Annotated in this window: 18 protein-coding genes and 2 pseudogenes; 12 read left to right on the top strand and 8 right to left on the bottom strand. The window is 67.0% G+C overall.

Features of this window, described 5'->3' with window-relative positions:
• Window positions 1-55: 55 nt before the first annotated feature.
• Window positions 56-1,912, bottom strand: coding sequence for an aspartate--tRNA ligase (gene aspS, locus ACQY9P_RS18580; RefSeq protein ID WP_421737747.1), 1,857 nt, complete (start codon window positions 1,910-1,912; stop codon window positions 56-58).
• 258 nt (window positions 1,913-2,170) lie between these two features.
• On the opposite strand from aspS, the pseudogene ACQY9P_RS18585 reads away from it, so the two are divergent.
• Window positions 2,171-2,258 (top strand): annotated as a pseudogene (locus tag ACQY9P_RS18585) (hypothetical protein); the annotation flags it as partial.
• A 227-nt stretch (window positions 2,259-2,485) separates the two neighbouring features.
• Window positions 2,486-2,580, top strand: a pseudogene (locus ACQY9P_RS18590) (hypothetical protein); the annotation flags it as partial.
• A 136-nt stretch (window positions 2,581-2,716) separates the two neighbouring features.
• On the opposite strand, the gene ACQY9P_RS18595 reads toward ACQY9P_RS18590, so the two are convergent.
• Complete coding sequence (locus ACQY9P_RS18595) at window positions 2,717-3,502, bottom strand: EcsC family protein (RefSeq protein WP_421737746.1); 786 nt, start codon at window positions 3,500-3,502, stop codon at window positions 2,717-2,719.
• A 191-nt stretch (window positions 3,503-3,693) separates the two neighbouring features.
• On the opposite strand from ACQY9P_RS18595, the gene ACQY9P_RS18600 reads away from it, so the two are divergent.
• Entirely contained in the window at window positions 3,694-4,041 is a 348-nt protein-coding gene (locus ACQY9P_RS18600; RefSeq protein ID WP_421737745.1) for a hypothetical protein, read from the top strand.
• 39 nt (window positions 4,042-4,080) lie between these two features.
• Here the strand turns inward: ACQY9P_RS18600 and ACQY9P_RS18605 are convergent, their stop codons facing one another.
• Complete coding sequence (locus ACQY9P_RS18605) at window positions 4,081-6,069, bottom strand: alpha/beta hydrolase family protein (protein WP_421737744.1); 1,989 nt, start codon at window positions 6,067-6,069, stop codon at window positions 4,081-4,083.
• 197 nt (window positions 6,070-6,266) lie between these two features.
• Between ACQY9P_RS18605 and ACQY9P_RS18610 the strand changes: the two genes are divergently transcribed.
• From ACQY9P_RS18610 to ACQY9P_RS18630, 5 genes are all read left to right on the top strand, one after another.
• Complete coding sequence (locus tag ACQY9P_RS18610; RefSeq protein ID WP_421737743.1) at window positions 6,267-6,965, top strand: chromosomal replication initiator DnaA; 699 nt, start codon at window positions 6,267-6,269, stop codon at window positions 6,963-6,965.
• 222 nt (window positions 6,966-7,187) lie between these two features.
• On the top strand, window positions 7,188-9,404 hold the full coding sequence (locus tag ACQY9P_RS18615; protein WP_421737742.1) for an RNA degradosome polyphosphate kinase: 2,217 nt from the start codon (window positions 7,188-7,190) through the stop codon (window positions 9,402-9,404).
• Window positions 9,401-9,811, top strand: a complete 411-nt coding sequence (locus ACQY9P_RS18620; protein ID WP_421737741.1) for a hypothetical protein — start codon at window positions 9,401-9,403, stop codon at window positions 9,809-9,811. Before ACQY9P_RS18615 ends, ACQY9P_RS18620 begins: the two co-directional genes overlap by 4 nt.
• Before the next feature lie 64 nt (window positions 9,812-9,875).
• Window positions 9,876-11,366 carry a Ppx/GppA family phosphatase gene (locus ACQY9P_RS18625; RefSeq protein ID WP_421737740.1) on the top strand — a complete coding sequence of 497 codons (1,491 nt, stop codon included), beginning with the start codon at window positions 9,876-9,878 and terminating at the stop codon, window positions 11,364-11,366.
• 155 nt (window positions 11,367-11,521) lie between these two features.
• A complete protein-coding gene (locus ACQY9P_RS18630) occupies window positions 11,522-11,776 on the top strand; it encodes a hypothetical protein (RefSeq protein WP_421737739.1) in 255 nt (84 codons plus the stop codon).
• Between the two features lie 42 nt (window positions 11,777-11,818).
• Here ACQY9P_RS18630 and ACQY9P_RS18635 read toward each other — a convergent pair whose 3' ends face one another.
• The gene (locus ACQY9P_RS18635; RefSeq protein WP_421737738.1) at window positions 11,819-13,522 is read right to left on the bottom strand and encodes a response regulator; all 1,704 of its coding nucleotides are present in this window, start codon (window positions 13,520-13,522) and stop codon (window positions 11,819-11,821) included.
• Window positions 13,523-13,703: 181 nt separating this feature from the next.
• On the bottom strand, window positions 13,704-14,879 hold the full coding sequence (gene rnd, locus ACQY9P_RS18640) for a ribonuclease D (RefSeq protein WP_421737737.1): 1,176 nt from the start codon (window positions 14,877-14,879) through the stop codon (window positions 13,704-13,706).
• A gap of 114 nt (window positions 14,880-14,993) precedes the next feature.
• On the opposite strand from rnd, the gene purM reads away from it, so the two are divergent.
• On the top strand, window positions 14,994-16,019 hold the full coding sequence (purM, locus tag ACQY9P_RS18645; RefSeq protein ID WP_421737736.1) for a phosphoribosylformylglycinamidine cyclo-ligase: 1,026 nt from the start codon (window positions 14,994-14,996) through the stop codon (window positions 16,017-16,019).
• Window positions 16,019-16,603 carry a phosphoribosylglycinamide formyltransferase gene (gene purN, locus ACQY9P_RS18650; protein WP_421737735.1) on the top strand — a complete coding sequence of 195 codons (585 nt, stop codon included), beginning with the start codon at window positions 16,019-16,021 and terminating at the stop codon, window positions 16,601-16,603. Before purM ends, purN begins: the two co-directional genes overlap by 1 nt.
• Here the strand turns inward: purN and ACQY9P_RS18655 are convergent.
• From ACQY9P_RS18655 to ndk, 3 genes are all read right to left on the bottom strand, one after another.
• A complete protein-coding gene (locus tag ACQY9P_RS18655) occupies window positions 16,595-17,239 on the bottom strand; it encodes a YoaK family protein (protein ID WP_421737734.1) in 645 nt (214 codons plus the stop codon). The two genes, purN and ACQY9P_RS18655, sit on opposite strands and share 9 nt — an antisense overlap.
• 70 nt (window positions 17,240-17,309) lie before the next feature.
• Window positions 17,310-18,380 carry a sensor histidine kinase gene (locus ACQY9P_RS18660; protein WP_421737733.1) on the bottom strand — a complete coding sequence of 357 codons (1,071 nt, stop codon included), beginning with the start codon at window positions 18,378-18,380 and terminating at the stop codon, window positions 17,310-17,312.
• A gap of 165 nt (window positions 18,381-18,545) precedes the next feature.
• Window positions 18,546-18,965 carry a nucleoside-diphosphate kinase gene (gene ndk, locus ACQY9P_RS18665; protein WP_421737732.1) on the bottom strand — a complete coding sequence of 140 codons (420 nt, stop codon included), beginning with the start codon at window positions 18,963-18,965 and terminating at the stop codon, window positions 18,546-18,548.
• Window positions 18,966-19,061: 96 nt separating this feature from the next.
• Between ndk and ACQY9P_RS18670 the strand changes: the two genes are divergently transcribed.
• Window positions 19,062-20,933 (top strand): ABC-F family ATP-binding cassette domain-containing protein, encoded by a 1,872-nt coding sequence (locus tag ACQY9P_RS18670; RefSeq protein WP_421737731.1) that lies wholly within the window; start codon window positions 19,062-19,064, stop codon window positions 20,931-20,933.
• A 69-nt stretch (window positions 20,934-21,002) separates the two neighbouring features.
• Window positions 21,003-22,028, top strand: a complete 1,026-nt coding sequence (locus ACQY9P_RS18675; RefSeq protein ID WP_421737730.1) for an IMCp domain-containing protein — start codon at window positions 21,003-21,005, stop codon at window positions 22,026-22,028.
• The last annotated feature ends 41 nt before the right edge of the window (window positions 22,029-22,069 follow it).

The raw sequence follows: 22,069 nt of genomic DNA on the forward strand, positions 1-22,069 counted from the left end.
GCCCCGGTTCGCGAGAACCGGGGCCTTTTTCTGTTCGGACTAGACCTTGATGGCCCTACACCTTGATGGGGGGAGCGGCCCGGATGTGCAGCTCCTTGTACTGGCGCTCCTGGGCCTCGGCCGGGGCGTTCATCAGCAGGTCCTGGCCCTGCTGGTTCAGCGGGAAGGCGATGACCTCGCGGATGGCCACCTGCTCGGCCAGCAGCATGACGATCCGGTCGATGCCGGGGGCCAGACCGCCGTGCGGCGGGGCGCCGAAGCGGAAGGCGTTCAGCATGCCGCCGAACTGCTCCTCGACCACCTCGGGGCCATAGCCGGCGATCTCGAAGGCCTTGAGCATGATCTCGGGCTTGTGGTTCCGGATCGCGCCCGAGCACAGCTCATAGCCGTTGCAGACGATGTCGTACTGATAGGCGCGGATGGTCAGCGGATCCTCGTTCTCGAGGGCCTGCAGGCCGCCCTGCGGCATCGAGAACGGGTTGTGCGAGAAGTCGACGCGCTTTTCGTCCTCGTTCCACTCGAACATCGGGAAGTCGACGATCCAGCAGAACTTGAACTGGTTCTCGTCCACCAGGGCCAGCTCGGTGCCGACGCGGGTGCGGGCCAGGCCGGCGAACTTGGCGAAGGTGGCGGGATCGCCGGCCACGAAGAAGGCGGCGTCGCCGGTCTTCAGGCCCAGCTGCGCGGCGATGGCGGCCGAGCGTTCCTCGCCGATGTTCTTGGCGATGGGGCCGGCGGCGCCCTCTTCATTGCCGTGCTCGTCGGCGGCGCGCCAGAAGATGTAGCCCAGGCCCGGCTGGCCCTCGCCCTGCGCCCACGAGTTCATGCGGTCGCAGAAGGCGCGGTTGCCGCCGGTCGGGGCCGGGATCGCCCAGACGCGGTTCTTGGGATCAGCGCCCAGGATCTTGGCGAACAGGCCAAAGCCGCCCTCGCGGAAGTGCTCGGAGACGTCCTGCATCTTGATCGGGTTGCGCAGGTCGGGCTTGTCGCTGCCGTACCAGGCCATCGACTGGGCGTAGGTCAGGCGCTCGAAGCCCTTGTGCTCCATCGTCGCGCCGAAATCGTTGGTGAAGGTCTGCACGCCCGAGATCGGCGACACCGGCTTGCCGCCCGAGAATTCCTCGAACACGCCGTGCATCACCGGCTCGATGGCCGCGAACACGTCTTCCTGCGTGACGAAGCTCATCTCGACGTCCAGCTGGTAGAATTCCAGCGAACGGTCGGCGCGCAGGTCTTCGTCGCGGAAGCACGGCGCGATCTGGAAATAGCGGTCGAAGCCCGACACCATCAGCAGCTGCTTGAACTGCTGGGGCGCCTGCGGCAGGGCGTAGAACTTCTGAGGATGCAGGCGCGAGGGCACCAGGAAGTCGCGCGCGCCTTCCGGCGACGAGGCGGTCAGGATCGGGGTCTGAAACTCGTTGAAGCCCTGGTCGAACATCCGCGCGCGGATCGACTGGATCACCTTGCTGCGCAGCACGATGTTCTTGTGCAGGGTCTCGCGGCGCAGGTCGAGATAGCGGTGCTTGAGGCGGATCTCTTCGGGATAGTCGGGCTCGCCGAACACCGGCAGCGGCAGCTCGGCGGCCTCGCTCAGCACTTCCACGGCGGTGACGTGGATCTCGATCTCGCCGGTCGGCAGGTTGGGGTTCACGGCCGCGGCGTCGCGCGCCACCACCTTGCCGTCCACCTTGATCACGCTCTCGGCGCGCAGGCGCTCGACGATGGCGAAGCCCGGCGTTTCCGGGTGCAGCACCAGCTGGGTCAGGCCGTAATGGTCGCGCAGGTCGATGAAGACCAGGCCGCCATGGTCGCGCTTGCGGTGGATCCAGCCCGACACCCGCACAGTGGCGTCGGTGTCGGAAGCCCGAAGGGCGCCGCAGGTGTGGGTGCGGTAGGCGTGCATGGTGGTCATGACAAAGTCTTCGAAAGTCGCGGGAACGCGTTGATTTGCAAGGCGCGGAAAGGCGCATGGGGGGGCGGATATGTCAAGGATTCTGCGGTTCAGATCCTCCCCCTGAAGGGGGAGGCGGTCCGAAGGACCGGAGGGGGAAGGATGGCTGTCGCGCCGCGTCACTTCCCCCTCCGTCGTCCCTCCGGGCCGACACCTCCCCCGCTAGGGGGAGGATTTAGGCGCACAGCTTCGCCCCCTCGCGCTTTCGCTGCGATGGCGATGGAAAGGGTCGCGGAGCGTCCGGACCACGTCCGGAAGAGTTTGATAAATACCGTTTCGACGAAGCCGTCCGCTCCGCGTGACCGTTCTGGCGAAAGCGCGCGGCGCTCGAGCCCTGTTGGGGCCTCGCCGCCTTGAAGCCTCCGACGGGCGGACGGGATAGCGTTCCCCGCCCGGACTGCTGATCCTTCCGGACCAGCCTGCTGCTCGTTCGACCCTCGAGGTCACGTCGTTTTAGTTTTCCACGGCCGACCGCCGCCAGAGAACAACGAGGTTGACGGCCCGGAGCGCAAGACGCTCCTCCCGCCATCGATTGAGCTTCCCGCTCGATCACCCCCCGCCGCCGCAATGGTCGCTGGCCTTGCGCCCTTTCCTCGCGACGAGGTGACTACAGAATACGGGAGGTTTGAGCGGGGCTGCGTCGATTGTCTGGACGCCCGCGTCGGTCCTCCCCCTAGCGGGGGAGGCGATCGCGTAGCGATCGGAGGGGGAAGTGCTGCAGACTCAATGCGGTGTTCCCCCACCGGCCTCCGGCCGCCTCCCCCTTCAGGGGGAGGACCTGGGGCGTCTATCCCCGTCCCCATCCGTGGACGGCGCGATCGCAATCACCGTAGTCGGCCCCGTCGTCGCCCCCGCCTCCCGCATCCGATAGGCCATCACCGCCGTCGTCCCCAGGTGCTCGACCAGCCGCCAGTTGACGATGGCCCCCACCGGCGCGCCGACCACGGGCAGCAGCTGGGCCAGCTTGGCCAGGTCGATATGGTCGCGATACTGCTGCTGGAAGGCCCGCCAGTCGAAGGCCTCCAGGCCGCCCGGCCGCTCCCCTCTACGCAAGTCCCAGTCATCCATCGCCGCCAGCACCCGGGCCCGGTGGCCGGCGTCGGAAAAGGCCAGCTCGAAGATGTGCAGAATATAGAGCCGCTCATCCAGCGCCGTGCCGTCATGGCCGAAGATCGCGGCGATCTCGAACAGCAGCTTGATCTTGAAGCTCATCAGCAGCGGGAAATCGGCCGCCGCCAGCAGGAAGCCCCCGGCCCCGGAAATCCCGCCCTCGACGCTCGCGGTCTTCTTCCAGCCGTCGATGGCGGCGGCGGCCTTGGCGCGCCGCTCATTCAGGGTCAGGCCGTGAAGGGGCGAGCCGGTGGCGAAGTCGGCCCCGGTCAGGATGGCCCGGGTCATGCCCTCCATGGCGGCGGTGATCGCGGCGTGGACCTTTTCGGGGATGATCTGGTTGATCCTGACCTGCGCCTTGCGCGCGAGGCCGCCGAGGGGGCCGGGCGGCTTGGTGATGGCGGCGCGCCAGGCGGCGAGGTCGGGGGGTGGTGAGGTCATGGGTTTGAGATAGTCCTTCTCCCCCTGCGGGAGAAGGTGGCGCGGAGCGCCGGATGAGGGGTAGCACCGCCGGCGCCGAACCCGTCGTTCCGCACGTCGCGGCGGCCCTCGCCTTCAACCCCTCATCCGACCCCGGACTTCGCCGGGGCCACCTTCTCCCGCAAGGGGAGAAGGAACGCTAAGCTGCGCCCATGACCGACGCTCACCGCCTGACCCTGGTCCGCGCCCTGCACACGGTGATCTATGTCGTGATGGCCAGCGCCAGCCTCGTCGTCCTCTATGCCGGGATCACCGGCGCGCACGGCCCCTGGCTGTGGGTGGCGGCCGCGCTGGTCGCCGGCGAGAGCGTCGTCTTCGCCGCCTTCGGCCTCAAATGCCCCCTGACCGCCATCGCCGTGAAGTACGGCGCGACCAGGGACGGCGCCTACGACACCTTCCTGCCGGAGCGGATCACCCGCTGGACGTTCGCGGTATTCGGGCCGGTGATCCTCGTGGGGTTTGGGTTGTTGGCGGTGCGATGGGGGTTGGGAGGTCTCTAGGCGGCTCGTAACCCTTCGAAGTTGATCACAGCCTCCGGGTTAAAGACCCAGTGAAGCGCGCAGAAAGACCTCGGCCTTGTCCAGCATTTGCGCGCGCGCGGCGCTGTCGTCCAATTGGTGGTCAAGACCTGGGAAGATGACGAGTTCAGCCTTCTTGTCGGCGCTCTTCAGCCGCGAAAGCATGAGACGAGACTCGCCAACGCCAACATTCACATCTTGGTCGCCATGGAACATCAAAATCGGAGCTTTGATCTTCTCTGCGTTTTGAGCGGGCGATCCTTCGCGCAGATGCGGTCCGCGACCGATGTAGGCGTCCATGATTTTGAAATTCGTGAAGTTGCGAGATTCCTCGCGCAGCGTCTCAAGATCAGTGACCGGCGCCACGGCGACGATGGCCTTGAACAGTTCTGGATCAAGAACTGAAGACTGGAGCGCGGCATAGCCGCCGTACGACCATCCGACGATGGCCAGCTTTCCGGGAGCGGCAATGCCCTGATCCCTCAGCCAGCGTCCGGCATCGTTTACATCGCCAATCGCCTTACGCCACGATTGGAACCCGTTCTGTTCGAACCAGGCCTCGCCATAGCCGGAGGATCCGCGAAAATTAGGTTGCAACACCGCAAAGCCCTGATTGGCGAAATACTGCGCCAGCCAGTCGAAGCCCCATTCGTCACGCGCGGCGGGCCCGCCGTGCGGCATGACGATCGCGGGAAGGCTCTTCCCGTCGCTACCGGGCGGTAGGGTGAGATAGGCCGGGACCATGGTCCCGTCATCGGCCTTGTAAGTCATGGCCTGCACAGTCGCGAGCTTGACGGAGGCCAGTTCGGGACGCTGGGGCATGATCTCGCTCAGCCGACGCGTCGTCTTGTCATAGAGATAATAACGGCCCGGATCGATATCGCTGCCGGCCCAGAGCAGCAGACGACTCTCGTCCTGGCTGGCATCGACGAAATTGATCACCGGATGACCGGGAAGCGCCTTGGACAACGACGTTGTCAGCGCCTTCAAGGTGGGATCGAAGAAGACACTCTGTCTTTTGTCCGTCGCGAAGCTGGCGCCAACAACCCGGTTCTGACGACCGATGCGGATCAGCCTGTCCACATCGACATCATCGCGAGATAGCAGAACCTCACGCTTCATCGATCCGTCGAGTGAAACCCGAGTAACCGCCTGTCGACCGTTGAGCCATTCGAACCCATAGGCAACGTTTAGATCGCGATCCACGGCCACAGGCCGAAATCCGGAATGGGCGTCCCAGTCCATCATCCCGAGGGGCGTCCAGGGACCACCGTCAGCTGGGCGGTAGACATAGTTGATCTGGGCCCGGTTGTATCCTGTGTTGGTCTTCAACTGCTGGCCCAGGATACGAACAGAACCAAACTGATCAGAGATGTAGTGTACGGCGTCCTCATGGGGAGGCTCCACCAAGCTGCGGCGAAGCGTATTGGTGTCTACCCGCTCGACGCCAAGGCCCTTTCTCTGGTTGGCCAGCAGGGTTCCCGTGCTCGCTTCTGGCGTATAGACCCGGGTCATCAACACCGAGCCGCTGGCGTCATTGGCCAGACCATCAATGATTTCGCCGCCATCCTGCTGATAGCCGAGAACAACGCCGGAGGAGCGCGCGCTCAACTCCTGAGCCTTGGTTCCATCCGCGTTCACCGCGATCATCCGCGTATGGCCAAGCCTAAAGCCATCACGCAAAGCCAGGATATAGATGCTGCAAACCAGGCGCGTGTTCGATACCCAGCCGCAGTCGCGCAGGCGCTCCGGGCGACCAGTGGCCGAGAGAATGGCCTTCGGCTGTCCCGTCCCATCGAGCGGCGCGACAAACAGCGCCGAGGCTTGGCCGTCCTGAAGCGGCTGCACGAGGGCGATCCACATGCCGTCAGGAGAAAGACTCGCCTGCTCAACGCCCGGCCGAGCGCCGAAGGCCTTGGCAGCCGTATTCTCCGTCGCCCATGCAGAGCCCACAGAGACCAGGGCGGAAATAGCCAAGCTCGCGAGGCCCTTCCAAATCAGGTTTGGCATCACTTCTTTCTTTCAGGCGACGACCACTCAACCCAGCACACTGGAATCCGAAACACCACCTTAAAGAGCAACCGTATCCTTGCCATCCACACCCTCTTTCCCTCCATCCCCACCTTCCCTCACCCACCCCGCTCGCGCTTCCGCCGCACCCGGCCTATATCCAGCACACCCCGTAACCACGCCGGACACTCCCCGACTTGTCCCGTCAGTTCAGACTGCCGCTGCACAGCCCGCCGTCGTTCGCGCGCGCCGACTTTGCGGCGTCGCCGACCAACGCCCAGGCGCTGGAGGCGCTTGACGCCTGGCCGCGCTGGGGCGACGGGCGGCTGGCCCTGGTGGGGGACGCCGGGGCGGGCAAGACCCATCTGGCGCGCGACTGGGCCGCGCGGGCCGACGCCGTGGTGGTCGAGGCCGCCAATCCGCTTGAAGCGCCGCTGGACCTGTCGGCCCTGCGCGGCCGCGCGGTGCTGATCGACGACGCCGACCGGCGGGCGCAAGGCGGCCATCTGGACGACGAGACCCTGTTTCACCTGATCAACATGGCCGGGGTCGACGGCGGCACCCTGCTGCTGACCGGGCGGCTGGCGCCGGTGGCCTGGGACTGCGTGGTGCCAGACCTCCGCTCGCGCCTCAACGCCACCGCCGTGGCCCGTATCGACGAGCCCGACGACATCGTGCTGGAAGCCGTGCTGCGCCGGGCCTTCGCGGCGCGGGCCATCACCCCGGCCCCGGACGTCTATCCCTACCTGCTGCGCCGCATCCCCCGCTCGTCGCTGGAGGCCATGGCGGCGGTCGACCTGCTGGACGAGGCGGCGTCGGCCGAGGGCCGGGCGATCACCCGTGTGCTGGCGGGGGAGGTGCTGGCGTTCGGCGAGGGGGATGAGGAAGAGGACTGAGGTCCCTTTTCCGCTCCAAAATCCTTGTCATCCCGGAAGCCTCGCAGAGGCTGTCCGGGACCCAGGGGCAACCGCACTGCATTGGCCCCTGGGTCCCGGCGCTCCGCGCTGCGCGCTCCGACCGGGATGACAAGGTTAGTTTGTAGGCAGAGAGGGCTTGTCTTGCCCCTGTCACCCGCCGCGTTCACCATAGGCGAACACACCTCGTCTATGGTTCATCCGATGACTGACATCGCCGCCCTGCCGACCCCCGCCAACGAAGCCGAAGCCCACGACGAGACCTGCCGCCTGGACAAGGCGCTGCTGGCCTCGCCGGAGCGGTTCATCAATCGCGAGACCTCGTGGCTGGCCTTCAACGAGCGGGTGCTGGAAGAGAGCGCCAATCCGCGCCATCCGCTGCTGGAGCGGCTGCGGTTCCTGTCGATCAGCGCCAACAACCTCGACGAATTCTACATGGTGCGGGTGGCCGGCCTGAAGGGCCAGGTGCGCGAGGGCGTGCGGGTGGTCAGCCAGGACGGCCTGACGCCCGGCGAGCAACTGACGCGGATCAACGCCTCGGCCTTCGACCTGATGGCCGAGCAGCAGAAGATCTGGCGCGAGGTGCGGGCCGAGCTGTGGGACGAGGGCCTGAAGCTGCTGGACGCCAAGGACATCGAGGGCGAGGACAAGGTCAAGGCCGAGGAGTTGTTCCTGACCCGGATGTTCCCGGTGCTGACGCCCCTGGCCATCGATCCGGCCCACCCCTTCCCGTTCATCCCCAACCTCGGCTTCTGCCTGGCGCTGAAGCTGCGCCGGATCGCCGACGACAAGCACCTGTATGCGCTGGTGCCCGTGCCCAGCCAGGTGCAGCGGTTCTGGGAGCTGTCCAGCGTGATGACGCGGGGCAAGAAGCGCACCCGCAAGATCGTGGCGCTGGAAAGCTTCATCATCCTGTTCCTGAACCACCTGTTCCCCGGCTACGAGGTGGAGGGCCGCGGCCTCTTCCGCCTGATCCGCGACAGCGACCTGGAAATCGAGGAAGAGGCCGAAGACCTGGTGCGCGAGTTCGAGGCGCGGCTGAAGAAGCGTCGCCTGGGCCAGGTGGTGCGGGTCAAGATCCAGACCACCATGCCCGAGGACCTGCGCGCCTTCATCATCGAGGGCCTGCGCGCCGAGCCCGAGGACGTGATCCTGGTGGACGGCAAGCTGGGCCTGGCCCAGATGAGCGAGCTGATCCCGCCCGACCGTCCGGACCTGAAGTTCAAGCCCTACAACGCCCGCTTCCCCGAGCGCGTGCGCGATCACGGCGGCGACTGCTTCGCGGCGATCCGCGAGAAGGACATCCTGGTCCACCACCCGTTCGAGAGCTTCGACGTGGTGGTGCAGTTCCTGCGCCAGGCGGCGCGCGATCCCAACGTGCTGGCGATCAAGCAGACCCTGTACCGCACCTCCAAGGACAGCCCGATCGTGGCGGCCCTGATCGAGGCGGCCGACAACGGCAAGAACGTCACGGCCCTGGTCGAGATCAAGGCCCGCTTCGACGAGGAGAATAACCTCAAGTGGGCGCGCGATCTGGAACGCGCGGGCGTCCACGTGGTGTTCGGCTTCGTCGACTGGAAGACCCACGCCAAGCTGTCGGTGGTGGTGCGCCGCGAGGGCGAGGCCCTGCGCACCTACTGCCACTTCGGCACCGGCAACTATCACCCGCAGACGGCGCGGGTTTACACCGACCTGTCGCTGTTCACCTGCGATCCGGCCCTGGGCCGCGACGGCGGCAAGCTGTTCAACTTCATCACCGGCTACGCCCAGCCGCATGGGCTGGAGAAGCTGAGCTTCTCGCCCGAGACGCTCAAGCCCGACCTGCTTAAGATGATCGCCCACGAGGCCGACAACGCCAAGGCGGGCAAGCCGGCCGGCATCTGGGCCAAGATGAACGCCGTGGTCGATCCCCAGATCATCGACGCCCTCTACGCCGCCAGCCAGGCCGGGGTCAGCATCGATCTGGTCGTGCGCGGCATCTGCTGCCTGCGTCCGGGCGTGCCGGGCCTGTCGGAGAACATCCGGGTCAAGAGCATCGTCGGCCGCTTCCTGGAGCACGCCCGCGTGGTGGCCTTCGCCAACGGCGCCACCCTGCCCAGCGCCCAGAGCCGGGTGTTCATCAGCTCGGCCGACTGGATGCCCCGCAACCTCGACCGCCGCGTCGAGAGCCTGGTGCCGATCGAGAACCCGACCGTGCACCAGCAGGTGCTGAACCAGATCATGGTCGCCAACCTCAATGACGAGGCCCAGAGCTGGAACCTCGACAGCGAGGGCGACTATGCGCGCGACCCGGGCTGGGACGCCAAGGGCGCCTTCTCGGCCCACGACTACTTCATGACCAATCCCAGCCTGTCGGGCCGCGGTCACAAGGTGAAGGATCTGCCGATGGCCTTCGACCACGTCGGACCGCGTCGCGGTTGAGGCGCGGCCTCGCCCTGCCCCTGCTGCTGATGACCGGCCTGAGCGCCTGCGCGCCCAGGGCGTCCGATCAGGCCGAGATCTGCGCCATCCTGGCCCTCCCCGCAGAGCCGGGTCTGGACCAGATCGGCGACGCGGGCCGGTACGACGCGCTGGACAAGCGGCTTCAGTCGCAGGGCCGGTTCTATGGCCCCGGCTGGCGGCTGGGCACCAATGTCCGTTACTGGGGCAAGTGTCGCGCCGCGCCGGCCAGCGGCCAGATGCTGCTGATCAGCCGCGACCACGCCTTCGCCGCCCTGAAGGGAGGGCCCCGCGACCATGGACTTCAAAGACGTTTTGGCACCTGCTTCTACGCCAGGGTCGAAACAGGCTGGCGCTTGCTGGCCTGTCGGATTAATGGCCCGTCCTAGTTCCTCGCGGCGTTTTTCGTCGCGGCCCGCTTCCTCCCTCGCCTGAATAGGCTAAACCAGCTCCATGCCCTTTCCGGCGCCGCGCGACGCGGCCGTGATCGATATCGGCTCCAACTCGGTGCGCCTGGTGGTGTACCGGCTGGAAGGCCGCGCCATCTGGACGGTCTTCAACGAGAAGGTGCTGGCGGGCCTGGGTCGAGACCTGGGCGACAACGGCCGGCTGTCGCCCGACGGCGTGCTGCAGACCCTGGCGGCCCTGAAGCGCTTCCGCGCCGTGCTGGAGGCCGTGGCCCCGGCCGAGACCTTCGTGGTCGCCACAGCCGCCGCGCGCGAGGCCTCCGATGGCCCCGCCTTCGTCGCCCGGGTCAAGGCCGAGACCGGCCTGACGGTGCGCGTCCTGTCTGGCGAGGAAGAAGCCCGTTACGCCGCCCTGGGCGTCCTGGCCGGCGCGCCACGGGCCACCGGCGTCGTGGGCGACCTCGGGGGCGCGAGCCTTGAACTGGTCCGCCTGGAAACCACCGGCGCGGGCCTGGGCGTGACCCTGCCCCTGGGCCCCTTCAGCCTGGGCCTGAGCGACGGCTTCGACGGCGAGCGCGTGCGGCGGCTGTGCGCCCAGCGCCTGGCCCCGGTGGCCAGCGCCTTCAAGACCGACAGCTTCCATGCCGTCGGCGGCGCCTGGCGTAACCTGGCCCTGCTGCATATGCGACTATCGGGCTATCCCCTGCACGTCGTCCATCAGTACGAGATCTCCGCCCAAGAGGCCCTGGAAGCGGCGCGTCTGGTCGCGCACCAGTCCAAGAGTTCGCTGGAACGCATCGAGGGCATGAGCAAGAAGCGCTCGGAGACCCTGCCCTACGCCGCCGTGGTGCTGGAGAGCCTGATCGAAGCCCTGTCGCTGAAGCGGATCGAGATCTCGGCCTTTGGCGTGCGCGAGGGCCTGCTGTTCGAGGCGATGCCGCCGCGCGTGCGGGGCCTGGACCCGCTGATCGAGGGCTGCGCCTCGCTGGGCGCCCGCCAGGGCGTCGCCGACGAGCTGGGCGAAGGCCTGAACGCCTGGATCGCCTCAGCCTTCACCAGCCTGCCGCCGCTCTTCGACGAGGGCCGTGACGCGGTGCTGATGTCGGCCGCCTGCCGCCTGGCCGACCTGGGCGCGCGCCTGCACCCGGACCATCGCGCCGATCTGGTCTTCGAGCAGGTGCTGCGCGCCCCGATCGCCGGCCAGGGCCACGCCGAACGTGCCTTCCTGGCCGCCGCCGCCTATGCCCGCCACTCCACGGCCTTCAACCCGCCCGAGGCCCAGGTGCTGGAGCGGCTGCTGACGCCGGCCCGCCTGAAGCGCGCGCGGGCCCTGGGCGCGGCGATCCGCCTGGGCTGCGACCTCTCGGGCCGCAGCGCGCCCCTGCTGGCCAGGTCGCGCCTGTCGATCGACAAGTCGCAGCTGACCCTCACCGCCGAACCCGGCTATGCCGACCTCTTGCTGGGCGAACAAACCAGCAAGCGCGCGGGCACGACCGCTCAGCTTCTGGGCCTGAAACTCAAGATCTCAACATCCTAAACAAGTCATTGCACCGCGCTCACCGTACTTAATGAGGTATAAATTTCCTCATATTAAGCCCGGACGAAGTCAATACAACCTGCCGCCCAGATATTGAGTACGGTTTGTTAGCATAGATTGCCTAGTGTGTACGGGAACACACAAGGAGGTCAGTTATGCTTCAGCGTAAAGTGGACTATCTGGACGCCATCGCGCCCGAGGCGCGCAAGCGCCCTGCCCTTCGCCTCGCCAACGACAACGATGCTCCGACGGCAAGCCCCGCCCTGGGCCTGCAACATGACATCGCCCGGGTCTTCGCCCAGGAGAGCAAGTGGTCGGTCCGCCGCACCGTGGCGATCGGCATTGTCTTCCATCTGGGCGTCTTCTGCGCGCTGGGCCTGGCCGCCGGCGGCGCGATCCTGCCTCACTAACCGCCTTCCCCTTCCCCTCACCGAGGGGGAGGGTCGCGGACCTCAGGCGGACGCCGCGCCAAACAGCGCGGCGTAGAGCGCGGTCGCGTTTACGGGCTTCTCGACCCAGCCGGTCATGCCGGCCGCCTTGCAGGCGGCGATATCCTCAGGGGTGACCGCGCCCGTGACCGCGATCACCGGCGTCGCCTGATTGAGACCGCTCGCGCGAAGACGCCGGGTGGCTTCCAGGCCATCGACGCCGGGCATGCGCACGTCCATCAGGATCGCATCGAACACTCTGGCATGAGCGGCTTCCAGCGCTGTCTCGGCGTCCTCGGCCGTCTCGACCTGGGCGCCGAAGGCTTCCAGTATGCCACGCAGGGTTCGTCGATTGATGTCGTGATCATCGACCACCAGCACCAGCGGCGCGTCCGCCACCGCCTCCAGGGCAGCGGTCTCGGTCGCGTTGGCGACAGGCGGCGCGACGCCCGGCGGCGCCGGGAGGATCAGCTGAAACCGCGCCCCGCCGCCACTGTCGGCCGCGGCGCTGAGCGAGCCGCCCATCAGGCGAGCCAGATCCCGACTGATCGCCAGCCCCAGTCCCGTGCCGCCGTAGCTGCGCGCGGTGGCCGCCCCCAGTTGGTCATAGGCGTTGAACAGGCGGGCGATCTGATCCTCCGACAGGCCGCGCCCTGTATCGACGACGGTGATCGCGACCTCACGCCCCTGCGGGCCCTCCACCATGGCGATGGACAGGGTCACACCGCCCTTGGCGGTGAACTTGATGGCGTTGGACAGCAGGTTGTTGAGGATCTGTCGCAGGCGCATCGGATCGCCCCGCACCCACTGCGGCAGAAGGCGCGCGCCCTTGACCTCCAGCTTGATGCCCTTGGATCGCGCCTCCGCGCGCCACAGCAGGGCCGTCTCGTTCACGGCGGCCCGCAGATCGTAGTCCACCACCTCGACACCCATGCGCCCGGCCTCGATCTTTGAGTAGTCGAGCAGGTCGTTGAGCAGGGTCTTCATCATTCCGCCGGCGCTGGCGATCAGGCTGGCCGCGCCGCGGTCGATCCCCGCCTGGCGCTCCAGGGCGTTGGCGCCATTGAGCAGAGCATTGATCGGCGTGCGCAGTTCATGGCTGACCATGGCGACGAAGGCCGACTTGGCGGCGGTCTGCGCCTCGGCCGCCAGACGCGCCGACCGCTCGGCCTGCATGGCCTTGCGCGACCACATGAAGACCATGGCCAGCACCAGCAGGAACAGGCCCGCGCCGATCAAGAAATAGGGCGTCACGGGATCGTTCCGCGAGCCGCCGAAGATCGGCAGGACGAAAAGATAGATCAGATGGGGTGTCACCGCCGAAAGGAAGGCCCCGAGACAGCCCTCCGCGCCCATCAGGGCCGTGAGGATGGAGCCCAGTATCAGCAGGGCGCCCGCTGCGGCGGCGGCCGGCGTGCCGATCTGCCACAGAGGGATAGCCACCCAGCCGAACACAACGGCCATCATCAGGTCGGTGACGAGGTTGAACCCCACGATTGAAGACGGGTGCGAAGACGCCAGGAATCGCCGCAAGGCCTGAAGTTCGGCGACCTGAACAACGACATAGGCGGCGGACCAGCCGAGCAGGAACTCAAAGCCGGAGCGCCAGGCCATTGTCGCGCACAACACCAGGATCACGAACAGCCGCAAAGGCACCTGATTGCGACGCGACACCGCGGCAGGATGGTATTCGGTGGCCAGTCTCTCCCAGAAATCAGCCAAGACCACCCCGCTACGCCAACCCACTCGCAACCGCGCCCCTCGGAGCGCCCCGAAGGCTACAGGATACGCTCTGATTCCATCTGGGCGAGAGAACCCATAGCAAAGCTTCCGCACTGTCGTGCGACGGCTGTTGCTTCAAGCCTTCAAGCGCACCCGCTTTGGGTCGGGACGCTCGAACGGGTCTTGATCAGGACGCTTCTGGCTTGGGCGCGCGACGCACTTCGACAACACGGACCTTGGAGCCGTCCAGCACAAGGGCCAGTTCGCCGCGCTTGATCTTCAGGGCGTCGGCTCCGAAAGCGTCGCGCCGCCACCCCACCAGGGCAGGCGTCGAGGCGTTGTCGTCGGCGGCGATCTTTTCCAGATCAGAGACGGTGGCGATGAGCTTGGACGCCACGCCGGCTTCTTCCGACCGGGCCTTCAGCAGCACCTTCAGCAGCTCGACGACAGCGCCCGCCGAGGGCGGCGGCGGCGGACCGGGCTTTTCCAGCACGGGCGCGTAGCCTTCAGGATCGGCCAGGGCCGCCTTGATGGCCGCCAGCAGGTCCGGACCAAACTTGCTGCCGCCAAAGCCCTTGGGCACGCCGCGCAGGGTGTTGAGCCCTTCCAGCGAGGTCGGGGCCTGGGTGGCCAGCTCGTCGATGGCCTCATCCTTCAGGATGCGGCCGCGCGGCTGGTCCCGGGTCTGGGCGGTGCGCTCGCGCCAGGCCGCCACGGCCTTGAACACGGCGAGATACTTCGGGGCGGTCTTGCGGGGGCGCAGGCGACGCCAGGCCTTTTCCGGATCGACGTCATAGGCCGCCGGATCGCAGAGCGCCTTCATCTCTTCCTCGACCCAGGCGCCGCGACCGGCGTCGATCAGCCGCTGACGCAGCATCGGGAACAGCGAGGCCAGGTGGGTGACGTCGGCCAGGGCGTAGGTCAGCTGGGCTTCCGACAGCGGGCGGCGGGCCCAGTCGGTGAACCGGCTGGACTTGTCCAGCTCGATCTTGAGCATCTGCCTGACCAGCGCGTCATAGGCGATCTGCTCGCCAAAGCCCGCGGCCATGCCGGCGACCTGGGTGTCGAACAACGGCCGGGGCATGGCGCCCAGGTTGTTGAAGATCTCGACGTCCTGGCGAGCGGCGTGAAACACCTTCAGCACGGACTCGTCGCGCATCAGATCCAGCAGCGGCGCCAGGTCGATGCCGTCCGCGAGCGGATCGATAACGGCCTCGATATTCGGCGCGCCGACCTGGATCAGGCAGAGCTTTGGCCAATAGGTCGTCTCGCGCATGAACTCTGTGTCCACGGCGACGAAGGGCTGGCCCTGCAACGCATTACAAAACGCCGCCAGCTCGGCGGTAGTGGTTATCGGCTTCATCGGCTGCTAATAGCCTCGCGCACCCCCGAGTCTGCAAGCGTCAAGCGGCGCCTGCGTGCAAATTTCCGCGAGTTGAAGACGAGATTGCGTCTTCAAATAGACCAGAGCGAGCGAATGAGCGATCTGCCCAACGGCCTCACCTATGCCCAGTCGGGCGTGGACATCGATGCGGGCAACGCCCTGGTCGAGGCGATCAAGCCTCTGGCCAAGGCCACGCGACGCCCCGGCGCGGACGGCAGCCTGGGCGGGTTTGGCGCCCTGTTCGACCTGAAGGCGGCCGGTTATGATGATCCGCTGCTGGTCTCCACCACCGACGGCGTCGGCACCAAGCTGCGGATCGCCATTGATGCGTCGATGCACGCCACGGTCGGGATCGACCTGGTGGCCATGTGCGTCAACGACCTTCTGGCCCAGGGCGCCGAACCCCTGCTGTTCCTCGACTATTTCGCCACCGGCAAGCTGGACCTCGAGGTCGCCAAGAGCGTCGTCGCCGGCATCGCCGAGGGCTGCAAGCTGGCCGGCGCGGCCCTGGTGGGCGGCGAAACCGCCGAGATGCCGGGCATGTACAGCGACGGTGAATACGACCTGGCCGGCTTCTCGGTCGGTGCGGTCGAACGCGACGGCGTCCTGCCCAAGCTGGACAAGCAGCGCGCGGGCGACCTGATCATCGGCGTCGGCTCTTCGGGTCCGCACTCCAACGGCTATAGCCTGGTGCGCCGCGTGGTCGAGCGCTCGGGCCTGGCCTGGGACGCTCCGGCCCCGTTCGCAGAAGGCAAGACCCTGGCCGAGGCCCTGATGGCCCCGACCCGCATCTATGTGAAATCGATCCTGCCCCTGCTGCAGTCGGGCCGGGTCAAGGGCGGCGCCCACATCACCGGCGGCGGCCTGATCGAAAACCCGCCGCGTTGCATCGCCAAGGGCCTGGTCCCCGAGTTCGACTGGAACGCTTGGCCCCTGCCGCCGGTGTTCGCCTGGATGCAGGAGGTCGGCGGCATCTCTGACCACGAACTGCGCCGAACGTTCAACTGCGGCGTCGGCTTCATCCTGGTGGTGGCGTCTTCGGACGCCGAGCCGGTTCTGGCCGCCCTGCTCAACGCCGGCGAGGACGCCTTCATCTGCGGCCAGCTGGTCGCGGGCTGATGCCTCAGAAGACCAAGGTCGCGGTCCTGATCTCGGGCCGGGGCTCCAACATGGAGGCCCTGGTCCGCGCCGCCCAGGCCGCTGACTGCCCGTTCGAGATCGCCGTGGTGCTAGCCAACAAGCCCGACGCCGGCGGCCTCGCCACGGCCTCGGCGGCCGGGATCGAGGCGCTGTGCGTCGATCAGAAGCCGTTCGGCAAGGATCGCGAGGCCCATGAACGGGCCATCGACGCGGCCCTGCGCGAACGCGGCGTCCAGGTCATCGCCCTGGCCGGCTACATGCGCATCCTGACGCCCTTCCTGGTCGACGCCTGGGAAGGCCGGATGCTCAACATCCACCCTTCCCTGCTGCCGAAGTATCCGGGCCTCGACACCCACGCCCGCGCCCTGGCGGCCGGCGAGGCCGAGGCGGGTTGCACGGTGCATCTGGTGACGGCGGGCGTCGACGAAGGCCCGATCCTGGGTCAGGCCCGCGTGGGCATCCTGCCCGGCGACGACGAGCACGCGCTGTCTCTGCGCGTGCTGGCGCAGGAGCATCGCCTCTATCCCGAGACCCTGGCGACCTTCTGCCGGAGCCTAGGCTAGGCGCTTTTCCTCGGCGTGGCGGATCACGGCCAGCGCCGCCACCAGGACCGCCGCGCCCCAGAGGGCCAGGACGCCGAACCGCAGATAGGCCGCCGCGCCCAGCGCTCCGCCCAGGGTCAGGCCCAGCCACAGCAGGACGTACGGGCCCCAGGCCCAGCGATCGCCGCCCGTCAGGGCCGCCGCGATCCGCTGCCCGGCCTTGACCAGGGCTCCGGTCATGTAGGTGAGCCCCACGCCCACGTCGCCATTGCGCTGGAAGACGGCGTTCTCGGCGCCCATGGCCAGGACCATGGCCGCCACGCCCGGGCCGTCCAGCCCCGCCATGATCAGCCCCGCCGCGCTCGCCAGCAGAAAGGCCTCCAGGGCCATCACCGTCGAGCGGCGCTCCTCGCCGGCGCGCCGCGCCACCAGCGCCCCCAGCACCACGCCGGCCACGAACAGCGCGATCAGGGTCAGGGCGGTCGCCGCAGCGGCGACATGGCCCGTCGCCAGCCCCACGCCCAGACGGGTGGAATTGCCGCTCATGAACGAGACGAAGAATCCGCCCAGCTTGAGGAAGCCAATGGCGTCGACATAGCCAGCAACGCCCGAAAGGGCGGCGGCGAGGGCCACGTCGCGTCGGCCGTAGTCCTTCACCCGCGATCTCCAGATACGATGATGGCGTGATGGTCGCCGATCCAGGCCGGCCGTGTCATCGAAAATCGTTCTACGCGGACGCCTGGGCGTTGGCGCGTGTGAAGACGATGGTCACCTGCATGCCGCCGCCCGGCTCCGCGCCGACCTCGACCCTGGCGCTGGCGTTCTGGCGCAGGGACTGAACGATCATGTTGCTGAGCTTTCCCGGCCGGGGCCAGGCGTCGCCCGGCTTGAGACCCACGCCGTCGTCCGAGACCACGACCCGGCAGCCTTCCTCGTCGACCAGGCTGTGAAGCGTGATCGTACCGCCATCACGCCCCTTGAAGGCGTGCTTGAGGGCGTTGGTCAGCAACTCGTTGACGACGAGGCCGGTGGGCATGGCCACGTTGATCGAGACCAGCCAGGTGTCGACCTGGAGGTTGAGGTGGATGCCTTCCACCGCATGGGCGCGCATCACGGCCGACGCGATCTCGCTGAGATAGACGCCCAGATCGACGGTCTCGCCCCGCCCCTCTTCGGAGAGGGAGCGATACAGCAGGCCCAGGGCCTCGACCCGCCCGGCAAGCCGGCTGAAGCGCTCGTCCTTGGCGTCCTCGGGGACGTTGCGCGCCTCGATGCGGATCAAGGCCGTGATCATCTGCAGATTGTTGGCCACCCGGTGCTGAAGTTCACGGAGCAGGACATCCTTGTCGAGGATACGCTGCTCGAATTCGCTGCGGTCGGCGTCCCGACTGGTCGCGCCCACCAGGGCCAGCATCCGAAACACCGTAGCGCCGCTGTTGTCCTGGATGATGTTCGACCAAGCGTCGACCGCCTCCACACCCTGGTCGTTGGGGAAAGAGAAGACGCCGATATAGTCCTGATCATTGACGACCGCGTCGCTGAGCGCGCCCTCGCCAGCATCGGTCGCGTTTCCAAGCAGGGCGGTCCACGACTTGCCCTCGAGGTCAACGCCGGTCTGACCACTCAGCCTTTCGAACTCGATGTTGGCGTAGACGATGCGCTCGACCGGATGCAGTTCCGAAACTGCGATGGCGATCGGAACCTGGTCCAGAAACTGCCGGAAGCCGTCACTCTCCAGAACGCCTGCCAAGTCTGGTGTCTTGAGCAGTTGATCGACCTGCTCGCTATTTTCGCTCACGACGCATGCACTCCGCCCTTTCGGTCTCCAGACGACGCCGGGGGAGCGGAAGAGGGCCTGCATACGCCAAATGAGCGCCGCAGACATGAAAAAGCGGCGCGGCCATGGGCCGCACCGCTTCTTGACTTGTAGCTCAGACCGGCAAGGCTCGCCGGCTGGAAAGCCTTAGCCGACGATCTGGTCGTCCGTGAAGAACTGGGCGATCTCGATCGCGGCGTTCTCCAGGCTGTCCGAACCGTGGACCGAGTTTTCGCCGATCGACAGGGCGAACAGCTTGCGGATCGTGCCGGCGTCGGCGTTTTCCGGGTTCGTGGCGCCCATGACTTCGCGGTACTTCAGGACGGCGTTGTCGCCTTCCAGAACCTGCACCACGACCGGCTCGGCGGTCATCTGGCCGACGAGTTCGCCGTAGAACGGGCGCTCGGCGTGCACTTCGTAGAACTTCTTGGCTTGGGCTTCAGTCAGCTGCACGCGGCGCTGAGCGACGATGCGAAGGCCGGCGGCCTCGATCACCGCGTTGATGGCGCCGGTCAGGTTGCGACGCGTCGCGTCCGGCTTGATGATCGAGAAGGTGCGTTCGGTCACGAAGATATCTCACACATAAAGTTGTGAATTGGGAGGTTGCGGGCTTATAGCCGGGCGCTTCCTCCCCGCCAACCCGCCGCGTGCCTTCAAAATCAAATGCTTCAGATCAAAGACCTGACCTTCAACGCCTGGGGACGGAAGTTCTTCGACCACGCCAGCGTCAGCCTGCCGCCGGGCGCCAAGGTCGGCCTGATCGGCCGTAACGGCGTGGGCAAGTCCACCCTGTTCAAGCTGGTCCTGGGCCAGCTGCACGCCGGCGACGACGAGATCAGCCTGCCGAAGACCGCGCGCATCGGTTCGGTGGACCAGGAACACCCCGCCACGCCGGTGTCCCTGCTCGACACGGTGCTGGAAGCCGACGAGGAACGCCACGACCTGCTGACGCGTCTGGAAACGGCCGATCCCGAGGACATGGGCGAGATCTGGGGCCGCCTGATCGAAATCGACTCCGACGCCGCCCCGGCCAAGGCCTCGGAAATCCTGTCGGGCCTGGGCTTCTCGCAGGAAGACCTCGCGCGCCCAATGGCCGAGTTCTCCGGCGGCTGGCGGATGCGCGTGGCCCTGGCCGCGGCGCTGTTCGCCGAGCCCGACATGCTGCTGCTGGACGAACCGACCAACTATCTCGACCTGGAAGGCGCGCTCTGGCTGGAGGCCCGCCTCCAGAAATATCCGCACACCGCCCTGATCGTCAGCCACGACCGCGAACTGCTCAACAACAGCTGTACGCACATGCTGCACCTGGCTGGCGGCAAGCTGGAACTCTACACCGGCGGCTACGACGACTTCGAAAAGCGCCGCGCCGAGAAGGCCCGCCTGCAGCTGTCCGCCAAGGCCAAGCAGGACGCCGAGCGCGCCCACCTGCAGTCCTTTGTCGATCGCTTCAAGGCCAAGGCCTCCAAGGCGGCCCAGGCTCAGTCCCGCATGAAGCGCCTGGCCAAGATGGAGCCGGTGTCGACCACGATCGAGGAGCGCGTCGCGCCCTTCACCCTGCCCTCGCCGCCCCGTCCGCTGCCGCCGCCGCTGATCCGGCTGGAACGAGCCAATGTGGGTTATGAGGAGGGTCGCCCGATCCTCAAGAACCTCAACCTGCGCATGGACCTGGACGACCGCATCGGCCTGCTGGGCGTCAACGGCGCCGGAAAGTCGACCTTCGCCAAGATGATCGCCGGCGCCCTGGGCGTGCAGAGCGGCGAATTCCATCGCGACCGCAAGATGAAGGTGGGCTGGTTCCACCAGCACCAGATCGAGGCGATGGACCCGGTCGACACCCCGCTGGAAATCATCCGCCGGGCCATGCCGGACGCCTCGGAATCCTCGCGGCGCTCGAAACTGGCCCAGTTCGGCCTGGGCTTCGAGAAGCAGGAAACCACCGTCGCCAACCTGTCGGGCGGCGAGCGCGCGCGCCTGCTGCTGAACATGGTGGCGATGGATGCGCCGCACATGCTCATCCTCGATGAGCCCACCAACCACCTGGACATCGACAGTCGCCGCGCCCTGCTGGACGCCCTGAACGACTACGACGGAGCGGTGATCCTGATCACCCACGACCGCTCGCTGATGGAGCTGGTGGCCGACCGCCTGTGGCTGGCCGCCGACGGCACGGTGAAGCCGTTCGACGGCGACATGGATGACTACGCCAAGTTCGTGCTGGATCGCGCCAAGCAGTCGGTGAAGCCGACCCAGGTGGCCCGTGAGCCGGCCAAGGCCGAAGCGCCCGCGGCGGCGCCGCGCAAAGCCGTCGCCATCGAACCGCTGAAACGCAAGATCGAAGCGGCCGAGCAGGTGGTCACTCGCACGACCCGTCAGGTCGCCGAGTTCGACGCCCAGCTGGCCGATCCGCAGCTCTACAAGAACCCCACCAAGCTGGCGGAGCTGACCAAGCGCCGCGAGACGGCCAAGGCGAAGCTCGATGAGGCCGAAGCGACCTGGATGGGCCTGGCCGAGGACCTGGCGGCGGCCGAGGCTTAAGGCCTCAGGCCTGGATCTTGCGACGTACGCGCACCGAGTCCCTTTCCGGAACAGTGCGAGTACGGCGTGATGACCTTCAAGAGCTTCCTGATGATCGGCGCGATGGCGGCGGGCTTCGGCGCGACCGCGCTCACGCCGGCGACGGCGCTGGCCGATGGCTATCCCGCGAGCCTCCGCCATCCTGCGCCGGTTCGCCACAAGCCCAAGCCCTCGCGTCGCCCCGCCCCCGTCAGGATCGTGGAGCGCGTCGTCGAGCGACCGGTCTATATCGAAAAGATCGTCAAGGTTCCGGTTGATCGCCCGGTCTATGTCGACCGCCCCGTCGAAAAGATTGTCGAGAAGGTCGTCAACGTTCCGGTGGACCGCCCCGTCTATGTCGACCGCCCGGTCGAGAAGATCGTGGAGAAGATCGTCAACGTTCCCGTGGACCGCCCTGTGTACGTTGATCGCCCGGTCGAGAAGATCGTCGAAAAGGTCGTCAGGGTTCCCGTCGACCGTCCGGTCTATGTCGACCGCCCCGTCGACCGCGTCGTGGAGCGCCGCGTCGAGGTCCCCGTGGTCAAGGTCGTCGAAAGGCCCGTCTATATCGACCGCCCGGTGGACCGGATCATTGACCGTGTCATCGAAAGGCGCGTCGAGGTCCCGGTCGAACGGCCGGTCTATATCGAGCGCAAGGTCTATGTGGACCGCGAGCCGAGCTATCACGAGCGATACTCTGGCGGCTCAGCTGTCGTTGACTCCAGCGAGAGCCGTTACGAGTCGGAATCCTATTCCAGCAGCGCCGAAGAGAGCCGCTGGAGCCAGGGCCAATACGGCTACGGTCAGGCCTATGACCTCAATCCCTTCACCGGTCAGTCCGACGGCCTGATGACGGGCCTGAACATGTATGGCACGACGGCGCGCTATGGCGCCGGTGGCGGCTGGATCCCGCGCCAGCAGTCCATCGGTTCGGCGGCCTGGGGCATGAGCCGAGCGTATGGCTCGGCCTCGGCGTCATCGAGCGCTCATTCCAGCGCTTCGGCCTCGACCAGCGTTCATGTCGGGGGCGGAAGCCATGGCGGCGGCGGTCATTCCGGCGGCTGCTGCGGCCACTAGAGACCGCTACCTGGCTAACCCCCGCGCGCCGACCCGATCGC

Origin of the sequence: Caulobacter sp. (assembly GCF_965279145.1) — a bacterium.
In the GTDB taxonomy this organism is placed as follows: Bacteria; Pseudomonadota; Alphaproteobacteria; order Caulobacterales; family Caulobacteraceae; genus Caulobacter.

Bases quoted from the DNA above. Each gene is read 5' to 3' on its own strand.
- ACQY9P_RS18675 (WP_421737730.1), top strand. From the start codon at position 21,003: ATGACCTTCAAGAGCTTCCTGATGATCGGCGCGATGGCGGCGGGCTTC.
- ACQY9P_RS18615 (WP_421737742.1), top strand. From the start codon at position 7,188: ATGACTGACATCGCCGCCCTGCCGACCCCCGCCAACGAAGCCGAAGCC.
- ACQY9P_RS18670 (WP_421737731.1), top strand. From the start codon at position 19,062: ATGCTTCAGATCAAAGACCTGACCTTCAACGCCTGGGGACGGAAGTTC.
- ACQY9P_RS18595 (WP_421737746.1), bottom strand. From the start codon at position 3,502: ATGACCTCACCACCCCCCGACCTCGCCGCCTGGCGCGCCGCCATCACC.
- aspS (WP_421737747.1), bottom strand. From the start codon at position 1,912: ATGACCACCATGCACGCCTACCGCACCCACACCTGCGGCGCCCTTCGG.
- purM (WP_421737736.1), top strand. From the start codon at position 14,994: ATGAGCGATCTGCCCAACGGCCTCACCTATGCCCAGTCGGGCGTGGAC.
- ACQY9P_RS18605 (WP_421737744.1), bottom strand. From the start codon at position 6,069: ATGCCAAACCTGATTTGGAAGGGCCTCGCGAGCTTGGCTATTTCCGCC.
- ACQY9P_RS18630 (WP_421737739.1), top strand. From the start codon at position 11,522: ATGCTTCAGCGTAAAGTGGACTATCTGGACGCCATCGCGCCCGAGGCG.
- purN (WP_421737735.1), top strand. From the start codon at position 16,019: ATGCCTCAGAAGACCAAGGTCGCGGTCCTGATCTCGGGCCGGGGCTCC.
- ACQY9P_RS18600 (WP_421737745.1), top strand. From the start codon at position 3,694: ATGACCGACGCTCACCGCCTGACCCTGGTCCGCGCCCTGCACACGGTG.
- ACQY9P_RS18625 (WP_421737740.1), top strand. From the start codon at position 9,876: ATGCCCTTTCCGGCGCCGCGCGACGCGGCCGTGATCGATATCGGCTCC.
- rnd (WP_421737737.1), bottom strand. From the start codon at position 14,879: ATGAAGCCGATAACCACTACCGCCGAGCTGGCGGCGTTTTGTAATGCG.